At 70.1% G+C, this 15,891-nt stretch carries 17 protein-coding genes; 8 read left to right on the top strand and 9 right to left on the bottom strand.

Annotated elements, in window-relative coordinates:
* Positions 1-65: 65 nt before the first annotated feature.
* Together AACG61_RS14245 and AACG61_RS14240 are read left to right on the top strand one after the other, a co-directional pair.
* Positions 66-527, top strand: a complete 462-nt coding sequence (locus AACG61_RS14245) for an Lrp/AsnC family transcriptional regulator (RefSeq protein WP_411837759.1) — start codon at positions 66-68, stop codon at positions 525-527.
* A 69-nt stretch (positions 528-596) separates the two neighbouring features.
* Complete coding sequence (locus tag AACG61_RS14240; RefSeq protein ID WP_411837758.1) at positions 597-1,283, top strand: hypothetical protein; 687 nt, start codon at positions 597-599, stop codon at positions 1,281-1,283.
* Positions 1,284-1,368: 85 nt separating this feature from the next.
* On the opposite strand, the gene rpsU is transcribed toward AACG61_RS14240, so the two are convergent.
* Complete coding sequence (rpsU, locus tag AACG61_RS14235) at positions 1,369-1,575, bottom strand: 30S ribosomal protein S21 (protein WP_081994671.1); 207 nt, start codon at positions 1,573-1,575, stop codon at positions 1,369-1,371.
* A gap of 92 nt (positions 1,576-1,667) precedes the next feature.
* On the opposite strand from rpsU, the gene AACG61_RS14230 reads away from it, so the two are divergent.
* Positions 1,668-2,321: a COQ9 family protein gene (locus AACG61_RS14230; protein WP_411837757.1), complete on the top strand. Its 654-nt coding sequence runs from the start codon at positions 1,668-1,670 to the stop codon at positions 2,319-2,321.
* 12 nt (positions 2,322-2,333) lie between these two features.
* Positions 2,334-3,323: an NAD(P)H-quinone oxidoreductase gene (locus tag AACG61_RS14225; protein ID WP_411837756.1), complete on the top strand. Its 990-nt coding sequence runs from the start codon at positions 2,334-2,336 to the stop codon at positions 3,321-3,323.
* Here the strand turns inward: AACG61_RS14225 and AACG61_RS14220 are convergent.
* Positions 3,320-3,931 (bottom strand): ribonuclease T2 family protein, encoded by a 612-nt coding sequence (locus AACG61_RS14220; protein WP_411837755.1) that lies wholly within the window; start codon positions 3,929-3,931, stop codon positions 3,320-3,322. The genes AACG61_RS14225 and AACG61_RS14220 overlap by 4 nt on opposite strands.
* A gap of 200 nt (positions 3,932-4,131) precedes the next feature.
* Between AACG61_RS14220 and AACG61_RS14215 the strand changes: the two genes are divergently transcribed.
* Positions 4,132-4,884, top strand: coding sequence for a DUF1013 domain-containing protein (locus AACG61_RS14215; RefSeq protein WP_411837753.1), 753 nt, complete (start codon positions 4,132-4,134; stop codon positions 4,882-4,884).
* Positions 4,885-5,016: 132 nt separating this feature from the next.
* Here the strand turns inward: AACG61_RS14215 and AACG61_RS14210 are convergent, their stop codons facing one another.
* The 4 genes from AACG61_RS14210 to AACG61_RS14195 form a co-directional block, all read right to left on the bottom strand.
* Entirely contained in the window at positions 5,017-5,271 is a 255-nt protein-coding gene (locus AACG61_RS14210; protein WP_411837752.1) for a GlsB/YeaQ/YmgE family stress response membrane protein, read from the bottom strand.
* Between the two features lie 98 nt (positions 5,272-5,369).
* Positions 5,370-6,842 carry an NAD-dependent succinate-semialdehyde dehydrogenase gene (locus AACG61_RS14205; protein ID WP_411837751.1) on the bottom strand — a complete coding sequence of 491 codons (1,473 nt, stop codon included), beginning with the start codon at positions 6,840-6,842 and terminating at the stop codon, positions 5,370-5,372.
* 214 nt (positions 6,843-7,056) lie between these two features.
* Positions 7,057-8,046: a P1 family peptidase gene (locus AACG61_RS14200; RefSeq protein WP_411837750.1), complete on the bottom strand. Its 990-nt coding sequence runs from the start codon at positions 8,044-8,046 to the stop codon at positions 7,057-7,059.
* Positions 8,043-9,701, bottom strand: coding sequence for a thiamine pyrophosphate-binding protein (locus AACG61_RS14195; RefSeq protein ID WP_411837749.1), 1,659 nt, complete (start codon positions 9,699-9,701; stop codon positions 8,043-8,045). Before AACG61_RS14195 ends, AACG61_RS14200 begins: the two co-directional genes overlap by 4 nt.
* 96 nt (positions 9,702-9,797) lie before the next feature.
* Between AACG61_RS14195 and smpB the strand changes: the two genes are divergently transcribed.
* The 3 genes from smpB (at position 9,798) to AACG61_RS14180 (ending at position 12,367) form a co-directional block, all read left to right on the top strand.
* Complete coding sequence (smpB, locus tag AACG61_RS14190; protein WP_411837748.1) at positions 9,798-10,271, top strand: SsrA-binding protein SmpB; 474 nt, start codon at positions 9,798-9,800, stop codon at positions 10,269-10,271.
* 63 nt (positions 10,272-10,334) lie between these two features.
* Positions 10,335-11,186, top strand: coding sequence for a 3-mercaptopyruvate sulfurtransferase (gene sseA, locus AACG61_RS14185; RefSeq protein ID WP_411837747.1), 852 nt, complete (start codon positions 10,335-10,337; stop codon positions 11,184-11,186).
* Positions 11,186-12,367, top strand: a complete 1,182-nt coding sequence (locus tag AACG61_RS14180; RefSeq protein ID WP_411837746.1) for an aromatic amino acid transaminase — start codon at positions 11,186-11,188, stop codon at positions 12,365-12,367. The genes sseA and AACG61_RS14180 overlap by 1 nt, the downstream gene beginning before the upstream one ends.
* A gap of 18 nt (positions 12,368-12,385) precedes the next feature.
* Here AACG61_RS14180 and AACG61_RS14175 read toward each other — a convergent pair whose 3' ends face one another.
* The 3 genes from AACG61_RS14175 to ubiA form a co-directional block, all read right to left on the bottom strand.
* Positions 12,386-12,715, bottom strand: a complete 330-nt coding sequence (locus tag AACG61_RS14175) for a hypothetical protein (protein ID WP_411837745.1) — start codon at positions 12,713-12,715, stop codon at positions 12,386-12,388.
* Complete coding sequence (locus AACG61_RS14170) at positions 12,712-14,889, bottom strand: OmpA family protein (protein WP_411837744.1); 2,178 nt, start codon at positions 14,887-14,889, stop codon at positions 12,712-12,714. The genes AACG61_RS14175 and AACG61_RS14170 overlap by 4 nt, the downstream gene beginning before the upstream one ends.
* A 61-nt stretch (positions 14,890-14,950) precedes the next feature.
* Positions 14,951-15,889 carry a 4-hydroxybenzoate octaprenyltransferase gene (gene ubiA, locus AACG61_RS14165; RefSeq protein ID WP_411837743.1) on the bottom strand — a complete coding sequence of 313 codons (939 nt, stop codon included), beginning with the start codon at positions 15,887-15,889 and terminating at the stop codon, positions 14,951-14,953.
* Between the last annotated feature and the right edge of the window lie 2 nt (positions 15,890-15,891).

Here is a 15,891-nt window from a genome sequence, read left to right as displayed (position 1 = left end):
GTCGATGATGTCCCGGTGCGAAGAAAACGCTGGCATCCGGCCGTCTGATCGAAGAATCTGCCGCCATGGCCGACCTTGACGCAATAGACCGACGCATCCTGTCCCTGCTTCAGAAGGAGGGGCGAATCAGCAATGCCGAACTGGCGCTCCGGGTGCATCTGTCGCCCTCGGCCTGTCACCGCCGGGTGCAGCGGCTGGAGGAGGCGGGGGTCATCTCGGGCTATGTCGCGCTCTTGGACGCGCGGGCGCTGCGCCGCCAGACCACCGTCTTCGTCGAGATCACCCTGTCGGGTCAGGCGGACGAGGTTCTCGACGCCTTCGAACGCGGCGTGCGGACCATCCCCGACGTGCTGGAATGTCACCTGATGGCGGGTACGGCCGACTATCTGCTGAAGATCGTGGTCGAAGATACCGACGACTTCGCCCGCATCCACCGCCAGCACTTGGCCCGCCTGCCGGGGGTCGCGCAGATGCATTCCAGCTTCGCCCTGCGCACCGTCTTCCGGACCACCGCGATCCCCGTCTGAACGGGGCCGAGGGAACCGTCGGGCCCTGCTGCCGCGTTGTGCCGCCAGACAGATAACTGGAGACGCACGATGTTGAAGACTCCGTTCAAGGCCCTGATGCTGGGCACCACCCTGACCGCGGGCAGCCTAATGGCCGGCACGGCCATCGCCCAGACCACCGCGGTCGAATCGCCCCAGGGGACGACCGTGATCGTTCCGGACGACGCGCTGGAGGCGGCCCCCGCCCAAGGCTTCGTGGTCGAGGGCGACTATCCCCGCCTGGAAAGCATCGAGAACTACGAGGCCATCGCCGAGACGCTGTCGGCGCAGGGCTATTCCGACATCTTCATCCAGCGCGAAGGCCCGATCCTGACGATCACCGCGCAGCGTGGCGGTGTGCCGACCGAACTGGTCTACAGCACCGCCAACGGTCGCCTGGTCTCGGTCGACGGCGTGGAGACCCGCGCCGAGCCCGAAGGGTCCTCGGCCAACGACACCGCGGAGGACCCCGCCGATGCCGGGACCGACGGCGGGACAGGGACGGGCGATGACGGCGCGACTGACGGCGGCGACGGCACCGATACCGGGGGCACGGACGGTGGTGACACGGGCGGTGATGCCGGCGGCGACACGGGTGGCGATGCCGGCGGCGACACGGGCGGCGATGCCGGAGGCGACGCAAGCGGTGATTCCGGCGGTGACGCGGGTGGCGACGGCGGTTCTGACGGCGGCTCCGAGGGTGGCGATTCGGGCGGCGGTTCGGACAGCAACGGCTGATCGCAGGCCCACCATCACGCAGGCAAAAGAAAACCCCCGCGGCATGGCGCCGCGGGGGTTTTCAAATGACACACGTCGCGTCGTCTTACAGCGCGCCTTCGCGCTGTGCCTTTTTACGGGCCAGCTTGCGGGCGCGGCGAACGGCCTCGGCCTTTTCACGGGCTTTCTTGACCGACGGCTTCTCGAAATGCTGCTTGAGCTTCATTTCGCGGAAGACACCTTCGCGCTGAAGTTTTTTCTTCAGGGCACGGAGCGCCTGTTCGACGTTGTTGTCGCGAACATTGACCTGCATGTGGTTGTCACCACCTTCCTAGGTTAGAGTTGATCAATTGCAGGAAGCGTCCCCCTAGCAGCGGCGGGCGCGAATGTCCAGACGAGGTATGCATGACCCAGACAGACCGAGACGCATTGCTGGATGCCGCCCTGATCCATGTCCCCTTCGAGGGGATGAACGACCTGGCCCTGGCCGCCGGCGCCCGCGACATCGGCATGGATGCCGCGCTGATCCGGGTGCATTTCCCGCATGGCGGCGCCGATCTGGCCGCGGCCTATCACCGCCGCGCGGACCGGGCGCTGCGCGAGGCGCTGGCCGCCACTCCGCCCGAGGGCCGGTTCCGCGACCGCGTGGCCGAGGCCGTCTGGCGGCGGCTGCAGCTGTCGGATCCCGAGCTGGTGCGGGCGGGCGCGGCCACGCTGGCCCTGCCGCAGAACGCGACCCTGGCCGCGCGGCTGGTCTGGGAGACGGCGGACGTGATCTGGACCGCCCTGGGCGACCGGTCGCAGGACGTGAACTGGTATTCCAAACGCGCGACGCTGTCGGCGGTGATCTCGGCCAGCGTGCTGTTCTGGCTTGGCGACGAATCCGAGGACGAGGCCGAGACGCGCGCCTTCATCGACCGGCGCATCGACGGCATCATGTCGATCGAGACCGTGAAGGCCCGCCTGCGCCGCCTGCCGGGCGCCTCGCGGCTGGCCGATGCGACCCTGGGCTGGATCCGCGCGCCACGCGACCGCGCCCTGCCCGGACGGGCGCGATAGGAAGGACCGCCGATGTTTCCCGACACCATGACCGCCATCGAGATCGCGGGCCCCGGCGGCCCGGATCAGCTGCGCGCCACGACCCGGCCCGTGCCGGTGCCCTGCCATGACCAGATCCTGATCAAGGTCGCCTATGCCGGGGTGAACCGTCCCGACGTGCTGCAACGCTCGGGCAGCTATGCGCCGCCGCCCGGCGCCTCGGACTTGCCGGGGCTGGAGGCCTCGGGCGAGATCGTGGGCCTGGGCGCGGGCGTGACCCGCTGGAAGAAGGGCGAGCAGGTCTGCGCTTTGCTGCCCGGTGGCGGCTATGCCGAATATGCGGTTTGCCATGCCGACCACGCCCTGCGCATCCCCAAGGGCCTGACGCTGCGCGAGGGCGCCTGCCTGCCCGAGACCGCTTTCACCGTCTGGTCGAACGTGGTCCAGCGCGGCCGCCTGACCGGGGGCGAGCGGTTCCTGGTCCATGGCGGCACGTCGGGCATCGGGATGATGGCGATCCAGATCGCCCGCGCCCTTGGCGCGCGTGTCTTCGCCACCGCCGGCAGCGACGCGAAATGCGCGGCCATCACCGCACTTGGCGCGACCGCCATCAACTATCGCAGCCAGGACTTCACCAAGGTGCTGGCCGAGGCGGGCGGCGCGGACCTGATCCTGGACATGGTCGGCGGCAGCTACATCCCCCGCAACATCAAGTCGCTGGCCCAGGACGGGCGGCTGGTGATGATCGCCTTTCTGGAGGGGCCCAAGGTCGAGCTGAACTTTGCCCAGATCATGATGAACCGCCTGACCATCACCGGATCGACGCTGCGCCCGCAATCCGACGTCGCCAAGGCCGAGATCGCGGATGCGCTGCGCAAGCAGCTGTGGCCGATGATCGCAGCGGGATCAGTCGGCGTGACCATCGACGGGGCCTTCCCCCTGGCCGAGGCCGCCGAGGCCCATCGCCGGATGGAAAGCAGCCAGCATATCGGCAAGATCGTCCTGACGGTCGGCGGCGACTAGCGCACGGCCTCGATCAGCACGCGGGCTGCGCCGCAGTCGCGGGGTTCCAGGTCCCGCGTCAGGCAGATGCGGATCTCGGTCAGGGCGCCGTCGCGGCAGGCGATCGTGACGCCGTCGGCCGAAAGGGCGGGGTTGGCCTCCAGAAAGGCCTCCTCGATCACGGCGGGGGGCGCGTTCACGTCGCGGGCCAGGTCGTCCAGGACGGGCGGCACGGTGACGGCCGCCGCCGCCCGGCGCGTCGCGTCGAAATAGTCCCCGGCCGACAGTCCGCTGCAGCGGCCGTGCTTCTGCCACTGATGCCAGGCCAGGCCGGACGACCCCATGATGTCGGTCATCGCCGCCGTCTCGCGCCGCGAGGGGTCGCGTTCGCCGCTGCGGCAGTCCTGCGGCCAGCCGCGTTCGTGTTGGGGCCACAGCCCGTGGACCGAGACATCGCGCCCGGTGCCGGGGCGGCATTCCGGGGCGTCGCGCGCGTCGCCCGTGGCGCTGCACCAGGAGGGCTGCCAGCTGAGGGCCAGGACGTAATAGTCGAACCGCCCCGCCACGTCGCGGGCGGCCAGCGGCAGCGGGGTCAGCAGGGCGGCGAGGATCAGGATCAGGTGGCGCATGGGGCAAGGATAGCGCGGTGCGGCGCGGCCTCAACCGGCAATCGCGCGAATCCTCTTTTCCCCGGCGCCCGAAATCGGTATAGAAGCGGCCAATTCCCCCCGAAAACGAGGAATGGCGCAAGCCGAAGCCGTTTTTCCGGCCGAAGCCCCCTGTCAAATCCCCCTGTTCCGGGACCAAGAGACACGCGAAGGAGACTGACATGAGCAAGCCGCTGATGGCCAAGGCCACCGCCGTCTGGCTGGTCGACAACACCACGCTCAGCTTCAAGCAGATCGGCGATTTCTGCGGCCTGCACGAGCTTGAGGTCCAGGGCATCGCCGATGGCGACGTGGCGGCGGGCGTCAAGGGTTACGACCCGGTCGCCTCGAACCAGCTGGACCCCGAGGAGATCAAGCGCGCCGAGGCGAGCCCCGTCTATCGCATGCGCCTGAAGCACAACCCCGCCGCCGAGGGCGAGGAGAAGCGTCGCGGCCCGCGCTATACGCCGCTGTCCAAGCGTCAGGACCGCCCGGCGGCCATCCTGTGGCTGGTCAAGTTCCACCCCGAACTGGCCGATGCGCAGATCGCCAAGCTGGTCGGCACGACCAAGCCGACGATCGCCTCGATCCGCGAGCGGACGCATTGGAACATCTCGAACATCCAGCCGATCGACCCGGTCGCCCTGGGCCTGTGCCGCCAGACCGAGCTGGACGCCGCCGTGCAGAAGGCCGCCAAGAAGAAGGCCGCCGAAGGCGGGGTGATGACCGATGACGAGCGTCGCAAGCTGGTCAGCACCGAGACCTCGCTGGCCATGTCCGACGAGCCGCGCCTGCCCAGTTCGATGGCCGGGCTGGAGAACTTCAGCCTGACCCGCGAGGCCGAGAAGCCCGAGCCGGAGCTGGACGCCGACACGTTCTTCAACCTGCCCGACGCGGATGAGGACGACGAGGACGAGGACGACCGCCGCCGCTGAGCGGTGCCGACATCACGCAGACGGCCGGGCGATCGCCCGGCCGTTTGCGTTGGTGCCTTGGCGGTCACGACGGCGAAGGGCCGCACCGGGTTTCCCCGGCGCGGCCCTTGCATGGTCGTGTCAGCGCAGTCTTCAGGCGCGGCCGCGGATGGCGCGTGCGATGAAGATCAGGATGCAGGCGCCCACGAAGCCCGCGATCAGATAGGCGAAGCTGAAGCTGGCGCCAGCCGCATAGAGGCCCAGCAGCGAGCCGAAGATGAAGTTAAACAGGACGGCGCCCAAGATGCCCAGAACGATGTTCGCCAGCAGGCCCATGTTCGACTTCATGAATTGTTCGGCAAGCCAACCGGCGATGCCCCCGACGATGATTGCTGCAAGCCAGCCCATGTCATTCTCCTTGATCCCTTGGCCGACCCTGTCGGTCGGCCCTTCTGGGATCGCAACGTCGCCTGTCCCCCGCGGTTCCCGAACGACGCGCGAAAATGTCACACCGAGAGGCAGATGTACTTCATCTCCATGAAGTCCTCCAGGCCGTGGCGGCTGCCCTCGCGGCCCAGGCCCGACTGCTTGACGCCGCCGAAGGGCGCCACCTCGGTGGAGATCAGGCCGGTGTTCACGCCGACGATGCCGTATTCCAGCGCCTCCTGGACGCGGGTGATGCGGCCGATGTCGCGGGCGTAGAAATAGGAGGCCAGACCGAAGATGGTGTTGTTCGCGGCCTCGACCGCCTCCTCCTCGGTGTCGAACCGGAAGAGCGGCGCCAAGGGCCCGAAGGTCTCCTCGGTCGCGACCTTCATGTCGGCGGTGACGCCGGTCACGACGGTCGGCTGGAAGAACAGCCCTTCCTTGCGCTGGCCGCCGATCAGCACCGAACCGCCGCCGTCCAGCACGTCGCGGATATGCTCCTCGACCTTCCGGACGGCCTTCTCGGTGATCAGCGGGCCGGTGGTCACGCCCTCGGTCAGCCCGTCGCCGGTCTTCAGCTTCTCCACCGCCGCGGCCAGCTTTTCGGCAAAGGCGTCATAGACCCCGGACTGGACGTAGATGCGGTTGGCGCAGACGCAGGTCTGGCCGTTGTTGCGGAACTTGGACGCCATCGCGCCCTCGACCGCGGCGTCCAGATCGGCGTCGTCGAAGACGATGAAGGGCGCGTTGCCGCCCAGCTCCATGCTGCATTTCATGACCTGATCGGCGGCCTGACGCAGCAGCACCCGGCCAACCTCGGTCGAGCCGGTGAAGGTCAGCTTGCGCACCAGGTGGTTCTCGCAGAACTCCTTGCCGATGTCGCTGGCGCTGGTCGAGGGGATCACCGACAGGATGCCCTTGGGCAGGCCCGCGCGCTCGCCCAGCACCGCCATGGCCAGGGCCGAAAGCGGCGTTTCGGTCGCCGGGCGCGCGACGAAGCCGCAGCCCACGGCCAGCGCCGGTCCCGCCTTGCGCGCGATCATGGCGTTCGGGAAATTCCAGGGCGTGATCGACCCCACCACGCCGATGGGCTGGCGGATGACGCTGATGCGCTTGTCGGCGGCATGGCCGGGAATCGTCTCGCCATAGACGCGCTTGGCCTCCTCTCCGAACCATTCGACGAAGCTGGCGCCATAGGCGATCTCGCCCTTGGCCTCGGCCAGGGGCTTGCCCTGTTCGGCGGTCAGGATGGTGCCCAGGTCGTCCTGGTTGGCCATCATCAGATCGAACCACTTGCGCATCACCTGGGCGCGTTCCTTGGCGGGGCGGGCGGCCCAGTCCTTCATGGTGCGGGCTGCGGCGTCGATGGCGCGGGCGGTCTCGGCCCGGCCCAGATCGGCCACGCGGGCGATCACGTCGCCGCGGGCGGGGTTCGTGACCTCGAAGGTGGCGCCGTCATCGGCATCGACCCAGTCACCGGCGACGAAGGCGCGGGTCTCCAGCAGGGACGGGTCGCGCAGAAGGCTTTTCAGGTCGGTCGGCTGGTCGGTCATGGCATCCTCACGCTGTGCGGTTTGGCGGCATGTGAGCATGCCGCGTGCTGGAATGTCAAAGCGCCGCGGGCGGGGTCGGGGTGCCGCGCGTCACGGATTCGTGATAGTCGGTCGGCAACCGACGCGACGAAGCGGCGTTGTGCCTCCAATCGCTGAGCTGTCCCTCTTGGCGATCTCTCTCTGGGGCGGTGCGCTGGTCGCGCCGCCCCTTTCTTCATCCGAAACGCGCCATCCAGCTGGGTTGCAGGTCGCCCGGACGGCTGTCGGCGGCATGCACGCCCTGCGCCACCGCCCGCGCCAGAACGCAGGCCGCCGCATGGCCCAGGGCGAAGACGTCGCCGACCGGATCGCCCAAAGCGCGCGCGCCGGTCGAGACCGCAAAGACCAGATCCCCGTCCAGGGGCGTGTGGCTCGGGACCAGCGCGCGGGCCAGCCCGTCGTGGGCGGCCGTGGCCAGCCGCTGCAATCCGGCCTTGTCCAGCGCGGCATCGGTCGCGACGATGGCGATGGTCGTGGCCTCGCCCAAGCGCTTGGTGGGCAAGGGTTCGTGATCCGCCGGGAAGCGGTCGGGCAGGCCAAGACCGCCAAACTCCGCCGACAGCTCCCAAGGTGCCGCCCAGAAATGCGGGCCGTCGCCCACCGTCGCCTGGCCGAGCGCGTTGACCACGACCAGCGCGCCCACTGTCGCACCCCCCGCCAGTACCGCCGAGGCCGACCCGACCCCGCCCTTCAGCACCCCGGTCAGCGCGCCGGTGCCTGCGCCGACCGAACCCGTCGCGCAATCCGCCCCCGCCGCCCGCCAGGCCGCCCGGCCAAGTGCCGGATAGGGGTTCGTGGCCCAAGCCTTGTCTCCGCCGTTCAGCAGGTCGAAGATGATCGCCCCCGGCACGATGGGCACGCGCGCGGGGCCTACGGCAAAGCCGCGCCCGGCGGCATGCAACGCCTCCATCACCCCGTCGCAGGCGGCCAGGCCAAAGGCCGACCCGCCCGACAGGACCAGCGCATCCACCGCGCCGACCAGCTTGTCGGGCGCCAGCAGGTCGGTCTCGCGCGTGCCGGGCGCGCCGCCCATGACATGCACGGCGGCCGCGAAGGGCGCATCGGCGGTCAGCACGGTGACGCCCGATCGCAGCGCGTCGTCCTGCGCATGGCCCACGCGCAGACCGGCCACGTCGGTGATCCGGTTGCGCGGGCCGGGGATCATGCCAGCGCCTTCAGGGCCGCGTCGCGGGTCTGGGTCAGGGTCGCGCCGGGGGTCAGCGCCTCGGGGTCCAGGGCCAGCTCGATCACCGCCAGGCGGCCCGACAGGCGCGCGCGCTCGAAGGCGGGGGCGAAATCGGCATCGCGGTCGACCCGCTCTCCGTGGCCGCCATAGGCGCGGGCCAGCGCGGCGAAGTCGGGGTTGAACAGGTCGGTGCCCGACACGCGGCCCGGATAGTGGCGTTCCTGATGCATGCGGATCGTGCCGTAGCGGCCGTTGTTGGCGACGATGACGATGGGCGTCGCGCCGTATTGGGCGGCGGTGGACAGTTCGTTCACGGTCATCTGGATGCAGCCGTCGCCCGCCAGGCAGACCACCATGCGGCCCGGATGGGCGATGCTGGCCGCGATGGCCGCGGGCAGTCCGTATCCCATCGACCCCGAGGTCGGCGCCAGCTGCGTCCCCATCTGCCGCCAGCGGTAATAGCGGTGCAGGAAGCTGGCGTAATTCCCCGCGCCGTTGGTGACGATGGCGTCCTCGGGCAGGTATTCGGCCAGCCAGGTCACGACCTGCTCCAGCCGCAGCGCGCCGGGGGTGGGGCGGGGCTGCTGCCAGTCCTCATAGGCGGCGCGCAACCGCTCGCGCCAATCCGCCCAGACCGGCGCGGGGGCGGGCAGGGCGGCCAGTGCTGCCAGCATGGCGCGCGGATCAGCCACGATGCCGGGGTCGGCGCGCCACAGCGTGCCCAGCTGATCGGGGTCGGGATGGACCATCACCACGCGCGCATGGGGGCGCACGGGGTCCATCAGCGCATATCCCCCCGTCAGCGTGTCGCCCAAGCGCGAGCCGAGCGACAGGATCAGATCCGCCTCGCGCAGCGCCTGGCCCAGGGCCGGGTTCATTCCCACGCCCAGATCGCCGACATACTGGGTCAGGCGGTTGTCCATGCGGTCTTGGCGGCGGAAGGGCACCACCACCGGCAGGTCCCAGGCCGCGGCGAAGCGCGCCAGATCGTCTGCCGCGCGCTGCGACCACAAGCTGCCGCCCGCCACGACCAGCGGGCGTCGCGCGCCGGCCAGCGCCTCGGCGACCGCCTGCACGCTGTCGGGGGCGACATGGGGGCGGGGCAGGGCGGCGGCGGGCAGGTCGGGGCAGTCGGCGCGCGCCGACAGCATATCCTCGGGCAGGGCCAGGACCACGGGACCGGGGCGGCCCGACTGCGCGACGTGAAAGGCGCGCGCGACGTATTCGGCGAGGCGGTCGGTCTGGTCGATCTGCGCCACCCATTTCGCCAGCGGCGCGAACATGGCGCGATAATCGACCTCCTGAAAGGCCTCGCGGTCGGTGTCGCCCCGCGCGATCTGGCCCACGAAGAGGATCATCGGCGTCGAATCCTGCCGCGCCACATGCACGCCCGCGCTTGCATTGGTGGCGCCCGGTCCGCGGGTGACGAAGGCCACGCCGGGGCGGCCGGTCAGCTTGCCTTGGGCCTCGGCCATCATGGCCGCGCCGCCCTCGTGACGGCAGACGATATTGGCGATGCCGCTGCCATGCAGCCCGTCCAGCGCGGCCAGAAAGCTCTCTCCCGGGACCGAGAACACCCGTGTGACGCCATTGAGGCGCAGGGCCTCGACCAGGATCTGTCCGCCATGCCGCATGCTGTCCCCCCTCGTTTGGCCAAGACCTAACCCGCTGCGACGGGCGGGCGCAACGCATGGCTTTACAGACGCACCGGCCGCCCCTATCTGAGCGTGATGGCCAAGGATGACGACAACAAGAACTACAAGGTGATCGCCGAGAACCGGCGGGCGCGCTTCGATTACTTCATCGAAAGCGACCTGGAGGTCGGCATCATGCTGACGGGTTCCGAGGTGAAATCCCTGCGCGTCGGCCAGTCCAACATCGCCGAAAGCTATGCCTCGGTCGAGGGCGGCGAGCTGTGGCTGATCAACGGCTATATCGCGGCCCTGGCCCGCGCGGGCGTCTTCGGCCATGAGGAGCGGCGCCGCCGCAAGCTGCTGGTCAGCAAGCGCGAGCTGTCGCGCCTGTGGCAGGCCACCGCCCGCGAGGGGATGACCCTCGTTCCGCTGGTGATGTATTTCAACCATCGCGGCCTGGTGAAGCTGAAGATCGGCGTCGCCAAGGGCAAGAAGAACCACGACAAGCGCGAGACCGACGCCAAGCGCGACTGGAACCGCCAGAAACAGCGCCTGCTGAAGCAGGGATAGGCTGTTGCAGCCCCGGCCCGGCCCCTGTAAATCGGGGCGCGCGGCGCAGCAGGGGGGCGGGCCATGGACGATCCGAAGACACTGGTCTCGACCGACTGGCTGGCGGCGCATCTGGGCGACCCGGAACTGCGCATAATCGATGCCAGCTGGCACATGCCCGCCACGGGCCGCGACGCGCGGGCCGAATATGACGCGGCCCACATTCCCGGCGCGCGCTTCTTCGACATCGACGCGATCAGCGACAAGCGATCGGCCCTGCCGCATATGGCCCCCCCGCCCGAGATGTTCATCAGCCGCATGCGCGCGATGGGCGTGGGCGACGGGCATCAGGTGGTCATCTATGACAATTCCGACGTGCGCAGCGCCTTTCGCGTCTGGTGGACCTTCCGCCTGATGGGCAAGACCGACGTGGCCGTGCTGGATGGCGGCCTGCCCAAATGGCGCGCCGAGGGTCGAGCGCTGGAGGACATGCCCCCCGTCATGCGCGACCGCCACATCACCGTCCAGCGCCAGGCAGGCCTGGTGCGCGACGTGACCCAGGTCGCCGCGGCCAGCAAGCTGGGCGATCCGCAGATCGTGGATGCGCGCAGCCCAGAGCGGTTCCGCGGCGAGGTGCCCGAACCGCGCCCCGGCCTGCGCGCCGGTCACATTCCGGGATCGCGCAACCTGCCCTTCGGGCGGCTGTTCAACGCCGACGGCACGATGATCGCGCCCGACGCGATCCGCGCGGCCTTCACCGACGCGGGCATCGACCTGTCGCGGCCGGTCATCACCACCTGCGGCAGCGGGGTGACCGCGGCCGCGCTGTCCTTCGCGCTGGAGCGGGCGGGGCACCGCGACCATTCGCTTTACGACGGCAGCTGGACCGAATGGGGCAGCTTCGCCGACCTGAACATCGCAACCGGAGACGCCTGATGCTGACCGACCTGAAAGCCCAAAGCCCCGACAAGATCCTGATGCTGATCGAGGAGTTCAAGGCCGACACCCGACAGGGCAAGATCGACCTGGGCGTGGGCGTCTACAAGGACCCGCAGGGCGTCACCCCGGTCATGCGCGCCGTCAAGGCCGCCGAACAGCGCATCTGGGAGAGCCAGACCACCAAGGCCTATACCGGACTGGCGGGCGAACCCGATTATCGCAACGCGCTGGCCACGATGGTGCTGGGCGATCTGCCCGCGGACCGTCTGGCCTCGGTCGCCTCGGTCGGCGGCACGGGGGCCATCCGTCAGGCGCTGGAACTGGCGCGGCTCGCCAATCCGGGCGTGCGGGTGTTCGTGTCGAACCCGACATGGCCGAACCACCTGTCGATCATGGCCTTCATGGGCCTGCCCTATACCGAATACCGCTATTTCGACGCGGAAACCCGCGGCGTCGATTTCGAGGGCATGAAGGCCGACATCGCACAGGCGGGCAAGGGCGACGTCGTCCTGCTGCACGGCTGCTGCCACAACCCGACCGGGGCGAACCTGACCTTGGAGCAATGGGCCGAGGTCGTGGCGATCCTGGAGAAGTCGGGCGCGATCCCGCTGATCGACCTGGCCTATCAGGGCTTCGGCGACGGGCTGGACGCGGATGCCGAGGCCACGCGCCTGGTCGCCCGCAGCCTGCCCGAGGTGCTCATCGCGGCCTCCTGCTCCAAGAACTTCGGCATCTACCGCGAGCGCACCGGCATCCTGATCGCGCTGGCCGACAGCACCAAGGGCCGCGATCTGGCGCAGGGGTCCATGGCCTTCCTGAACCGGCAGAACTTCTCCTTCCCGCCGGATCATGGCGCGCGCATCGTCAGCACCATTCTGATGGACGACGCGCTGCGCGCCGATTGGGCGGCGGAACTGGAGGAGGTCCGCAACACCATGCTGGGCCTGCGCGACCAGCTGGCGGCCGAACTGCGCGACCTGTCGGGCAGCGACCGGTTCGATTTCATCCGCCACCATCGCGGCATGTTCTCGCGCCTTGGCGCGACGCCGGAGCAGGTGCAGAAGCTGAAGACCGACGCGGCCATCTACATGGTGGGCGATTCGCGCCTGAACATCGCGGGCCTGAACCGTGACACGGTGCCGGTCCTGGCCCGCGCCATCATCGACGCCGGGATCTGATCCCCGCAGGCTGGCGCGTCAGCGGCGCGCCAGCGCCTTTTCGATATAGTCCCGCAATTCCTCGACCTCTGTGCGGCTGTCGCGCAGGCCCTCCATGGCGGCGCGCAGCTCGGCCTGGGTGCCCGCCAGGCGCGCGGTCAGCGCGGCCTCGCGCTCGCGCGTCTGCGCCAGGGCCGCGTCGCGGGCCTCCTCGGCCTCGTGCAGCTGATGGGCCATGCGGTCCAGCTCGGACATGTCGCCGCGCGCGGGTCGCGTCACGCGATGCACCAGCCAGCTGGCGATCCAGCCCAGAACGAAGGCTCCGAACAGGATCAGGGCGGTGACGGCGATGAATTCGGATCGGGTCATTCGTCGGTCGCTTCGTCTTGGCCGCCGGCCCGTTCCGCGACGCTGTCGGGGCGCGGTCCGGGGCGGGGGGTGTCGTCATCGGGCGTCAGCACGGGCACCCTAAGGTTTTCCTCGCGTTCGTCCAGCGTCTGGAACTCCTCGGTCACGCCGAGGGTCATCGGGGCCGTCCCGGTCGCGACGGTGGGCAGGGGCAGCTGCGGCCCCTGCATCTGCGGCGCCAGGACCGGCAGGACCGGCCCCTGGACGGGAGGCAGCTGCGGGCCTTGGGCCGTGTCGTCGGCCAGCGTCCCGGCCGGGACGGGCGCGGGGGGCGGCGTGTCGCCGGTCACGCCGGTCACAGTCACCGGGCTGGGCAGCTGATCGGCGCCCACGGGATGCGGCGACAGCAGGCGGAACTCGATCCGGCGGTTGATCTCGCGGCCCTCCTCGGTCTGGTTGGTGGCGACGGGGCGGCTTTCGCCGTAACCGCGGGCGGACATGTTGGCGGTATCGATCCCGGCCTCGGTCATGGCGGTGACCAGCGCCTGAGCGCGGCTGCGCGACAGTTCGGCATTGAACGCCTCCGAGCCCTGCGAATCGGTGTGGCCGCCGGCCTCCATCAGGAACTCGTCGCAATCGGTCATGGCCTGGGCCAGGCGCGCCATGGTCGCTTCCGGATCGCCCGCGATGGCGGCGCTGTTCGGCTCGAAGCCGATCTCGCTTTCGGACATGATGATGTTAAGCCGGGCCACGCATTCCTCGCCGTCGGGCAGGCCCAGGGCATCGTCCAGGCGCCGGTCATAGCTGATGGCCAGGCGATAGGCCGCGCCCGCCCCAAGCCGGTCCGACAGCAGCGCGGCGGCGCGTTCGGTCGCGCGCGGATCGCCCGAGACGCCGGTCAGCTCGACCATCTCGGGGGTGACGCGGGCCTGGCCGGCATGCAGCGGCGCCATGGCCTCCAGCCCGGCGATGACCCGCACCGTCCAGCCCGCAGGCACGGACGGATCGGGCCGAAGCCCGCTCTGCGCCACGGCAAAGCGCGACCGGGCGAAGCTGTCCACGACCTCGCGCATCTGGTCGTCCGCGATGCGGCCGCGCATGGCCAGCTCGCCCGACGGGGGCAGGGTGGCCTGGAACTCGATCGGGGCGGCCTGGACATCGGCCTGCTCGCGCTCGACCTCCAGGCGGTAGGGATCGGGCAGCGCCCCGTCCAGCGCGCCCGCGACCTGGTCCAGCCGCTCGCGCGTCACGGCGGCGGGCACGACCAGCGCGACATCGGCATCCGACAGGGTGACCTGACCCTGACCCAGCTGGCCCAGGGCCTCGATCGCGGCGGCGGCGGCTTGGGGCCAGTCGTCGGACGGCGCGCCCAGGCCTAGGGCGCAATCGGGCGCGGTCTCCAGCCCGGCGGCACGGGCGGCCTCCATGATGCGGGTGCGGCCATCCGCGTCCGGCGCGCTGCAGGCGTCGAAGCGCGCGCCGTCCGCATCCAGCGCGAAGCGCAGGATATAGGGCGCGATCACCGGGCGCGGCGCGCTGATGTCCAGATCGACCGTGACCCCGCCGGGTGCCGCGCTGCGCAGCGCCTGCTCCAGCTGTCCCTGGGCCGCACGGTCGGCGGCCAGGGCGGTGACCTGCACCCGGCCCGGCACCACGGTGATCTTGGCCTGATCGGCCATGCCCGCGGCCTGCAGGCCAAAGCGCAGCGCCTCGGTCCAGCCGTCCGGCACCGGGTGGTCGGCCTGCTCCAGCAGGTCGTCCTGCACCGTGCCGCCGCCGAAGGCCCGCCGCATCGCCGCGCGGTCGGTGGCGGCGGGGATCAGGCCGATCATCGACAGGCCCTGTTCGCCGCGCAGCAGCTCGACCTTGAACTCGGGGGCGGCCATCGCCTCGACCGAGGCGACGGTCATGCGGTCCTCGACCCGGCCCGGATCGACGGCGGTGCCGGCCTGGGTCACGGCGCGGAACCGCTCGACCTCGGTGGGGGCGGTGCCGGTCAGGGTGACGCGCAGCCCGTCGGCCGCGACGCCCGCCCAGTCATGCCCGGCCTCGCGCAGGGCCTGGGTCACGTCGCGGGTGGCGCGATCCTCGATGAAGGTGGCGGCCTGTTCGGCGCCCAGCCAGGACAGCCCGCCCGCGCCCGCCAGGACAAGGATGGTGGCCATGGAGGTGGACAGGCGGCGGGAACGGGCCATCGAAAAAACCTTGGGCTGTTGCAAGCGGGCAACGTCTAGCGACGCGGGGGGCACGGCGCAATCATGCCAGCCCCGCAATGGCAAGAAACAGCGCAAGGATCAGCCCCGCATCGCGGTTCGACCGGAACAGGCGCAGGCAGACATCCCCCTGATCGGGCCGGAAATTCCGCAGCTGCCACAGCAGGTGCAGGCCGAAGGCCGCGACCCCGGCCCAGGCCATCAACTGATTGCGACCCGCCAGACCCGCGGCCACGGCCAGCACCGCGACCGACAGGACCGCAAAGCCCGCCAGGATCGCAGGGCTGCGGTCGCCGAACAGGCGGGCGGTCGATTTCACCCCGATCAGCGCGTCGTCATCGGCGTCCTGATGGGCATAGATCGTGTCGTAGAAGATCGTCCAAGCGATGGCGCCCAGCCAGGCCACCACCGGCGCCGGATCGACCCGGCCCATATGGGCGGCATAGGCCAGCATGACGCCCCAGTTGAAGGCAAAGCCCAGAAACAGCTGTGGCCACCAGGTGAAGCGTTTCGCGAAGGGATAGATCGCGACCAGCGCCAGCGACGCGACCCCCATCCACACGGCCGCCCGGCCAAGCGTCAGCAGGATCACCAGCCCGACCAGCCCCTGCGCCAGCAGCCAGAAATACGCCCCCCGCAGGCTGACCTGCCCCGAGGGCAGCGGCCGCGACCGGGTCCGTGCCACCTGCGCGTCGATGGCGCGGTCGGTGATGTCGTTCCAGGTGCAGCCCGCGCCGCGCATGACGAAGGCGCCGATCGCGCAGGCCAGCGCGATCCACAGATCGAACAGGCGCGGCCCGTCCGCCATCATCGCCAGCCCGATCCCCCACCAGCAGGGGATCAGCAGCAGCCAGGTGCCGATCGGCCGGTCCGCCCGGCTGAGCCGCAGCCAGGGCCGGGTCCGCGCGGGGGCGAAGCGGTCCACCCAGTTGTCGGGCGGCGCGTCGAAGACGGCATCTGGCCTTTCGGTCTGGCTTTGCATAG

This window comes from Paracoccus sp. ME4 (genome assembly GCF_046736325.1).
In the GTDB taxonomy this organism is placed as follows: domain Bacteria; phylum Pseudomonadota; class Alphaproteobacteria; order Rhodobacterales; family Rhodobacteraceae; genus Paracoccus.
Note: the sequence above shows the minus strand (reverse complement) of the source record. Positions and strands in the feature narration are given on the sequence as shown.

Excerpts from the sequence above, each read along its gene's own strand:
- AACG61_RS14240 (WP_411837758.1), top strand. The coding sequence starts at position 597 with ATGTTGAAGACTCCGTTCAAGGCCCTGATGCTGGGCACCACCCTGACC.
- AACG61_RS14215 (WP_411837753.1), top strand. The coding sequence starts at position 4,132 with ATGAGCAAGCCGCTGATGGCCAAGGCCACCGCCGTCTGGCTGGTCGAC.
- AACG61_RS14205 (WP_411837751.1), bottom strand. The coding sequence starts at position 6,842 with ATGACCGACCAGCCGACCGACCTGAAAAGCCTTCTGCGCGACCCGTCC.
- smpB (WP_411837748.1), top strand. The coding sequence starts at position 9,798 with ATGGCCAAGGATGACGACAACAAGAACTACAAGGTGATCGCCGAGAAC.
- sseA (WP_411837747.1), top strand. The coding sequence starts at position 10,335 with ATGGACGATCCGAAGACACTGGTCTCGACCGACTGGCTGGCGGCGCAT.
- AACG61_RS14200 (WP_411837750.1), bottom strand. The coding sequence starts at position 8,046 with ATGATCCCCGGCCCGCGCAACCGGATCACCGACGTGGCCGGTCTGCGC.
- rpsU (WP_081994671.1), bottom strand. The coding sequence starts at position 1,575 with ATGCAGGTCAATGTTCGCGACAACAACGTCGAACAGGCGCTCCGTGCC.
- AACG61_RS14245 (WP_411837759.1), top strand. The coding sequence starts at position 66 with ATGGCCGACCTTGACGCAATAGACCGACGCATCCTGTCCCTGCTTCAG.
- AACG61_RS14180 (WP_411837746.1), top strand. The coding sequence starts at position 11,186 with ATGCTGACCGACCTGAAAGCCCAAAGCCCCGACAAGATCCTGATGCTG.
- ubiA (WP_411837743.1), bottom strand. The coding sequence starts at position 15,889 with ATGCAAAGCCAGACCGAAAGGCCAGATGCCGTCTTCGACGCGCCGCCC.
- AACG61_RS14230 (WP_411837757.1), top strand. The coding sequence starts at position 1,668 with ATGACCCAGACAGACCGAGACGCATTGCTGGATGCCGCCCTGATCCAT.
- AACG61_RS14195 (WP_411837749.1), bottom strand. The coding sequence starts at position 9,701 with ATGCGGCATGGCGGACAGATCCTGGTCGAGGCCCTGCGCCTCAATGGC.
- AACG61_RS14220 (WP_411837755.1), bottom strand. The coding sequence starts at position 3,931 with ATGCGCCACCTGATCCTGATCCTCGCCGCCCTGCTGACCCCGCTGCCG.
- AACG61_RS14210 (WP_411837752.1), bottom strand. The coding sequence starts at position 5,271 with ATGGGCTGGCTTGCAGCAATCATCGTCGGGGGCATCGCCGGTTGGCTT.
- AACG61_RS14225 (WP_411837756.1), top strand. The coding sequence starts at position 2,334 with ATGTTTCCCGACACCATGACCGCCATCGAGATCGCGGGCCCCGGCGGC.
- AACG61_RS14170 (WP_411837744.1), bottom strand. The coding sequence starts at position 14,889 with ATGGCCCGTTCCCGCCGCCTGTCCACCTCCATGGCCACCATCCTTGTC.
- AACG61_RS14175 (WP_411837745.1), bottom strand. The coding sequence starts at position 12,715 with ATGACCCGATCCGAATTCATCGCCGTCACCGCCCTGATCCTGTTCGGA.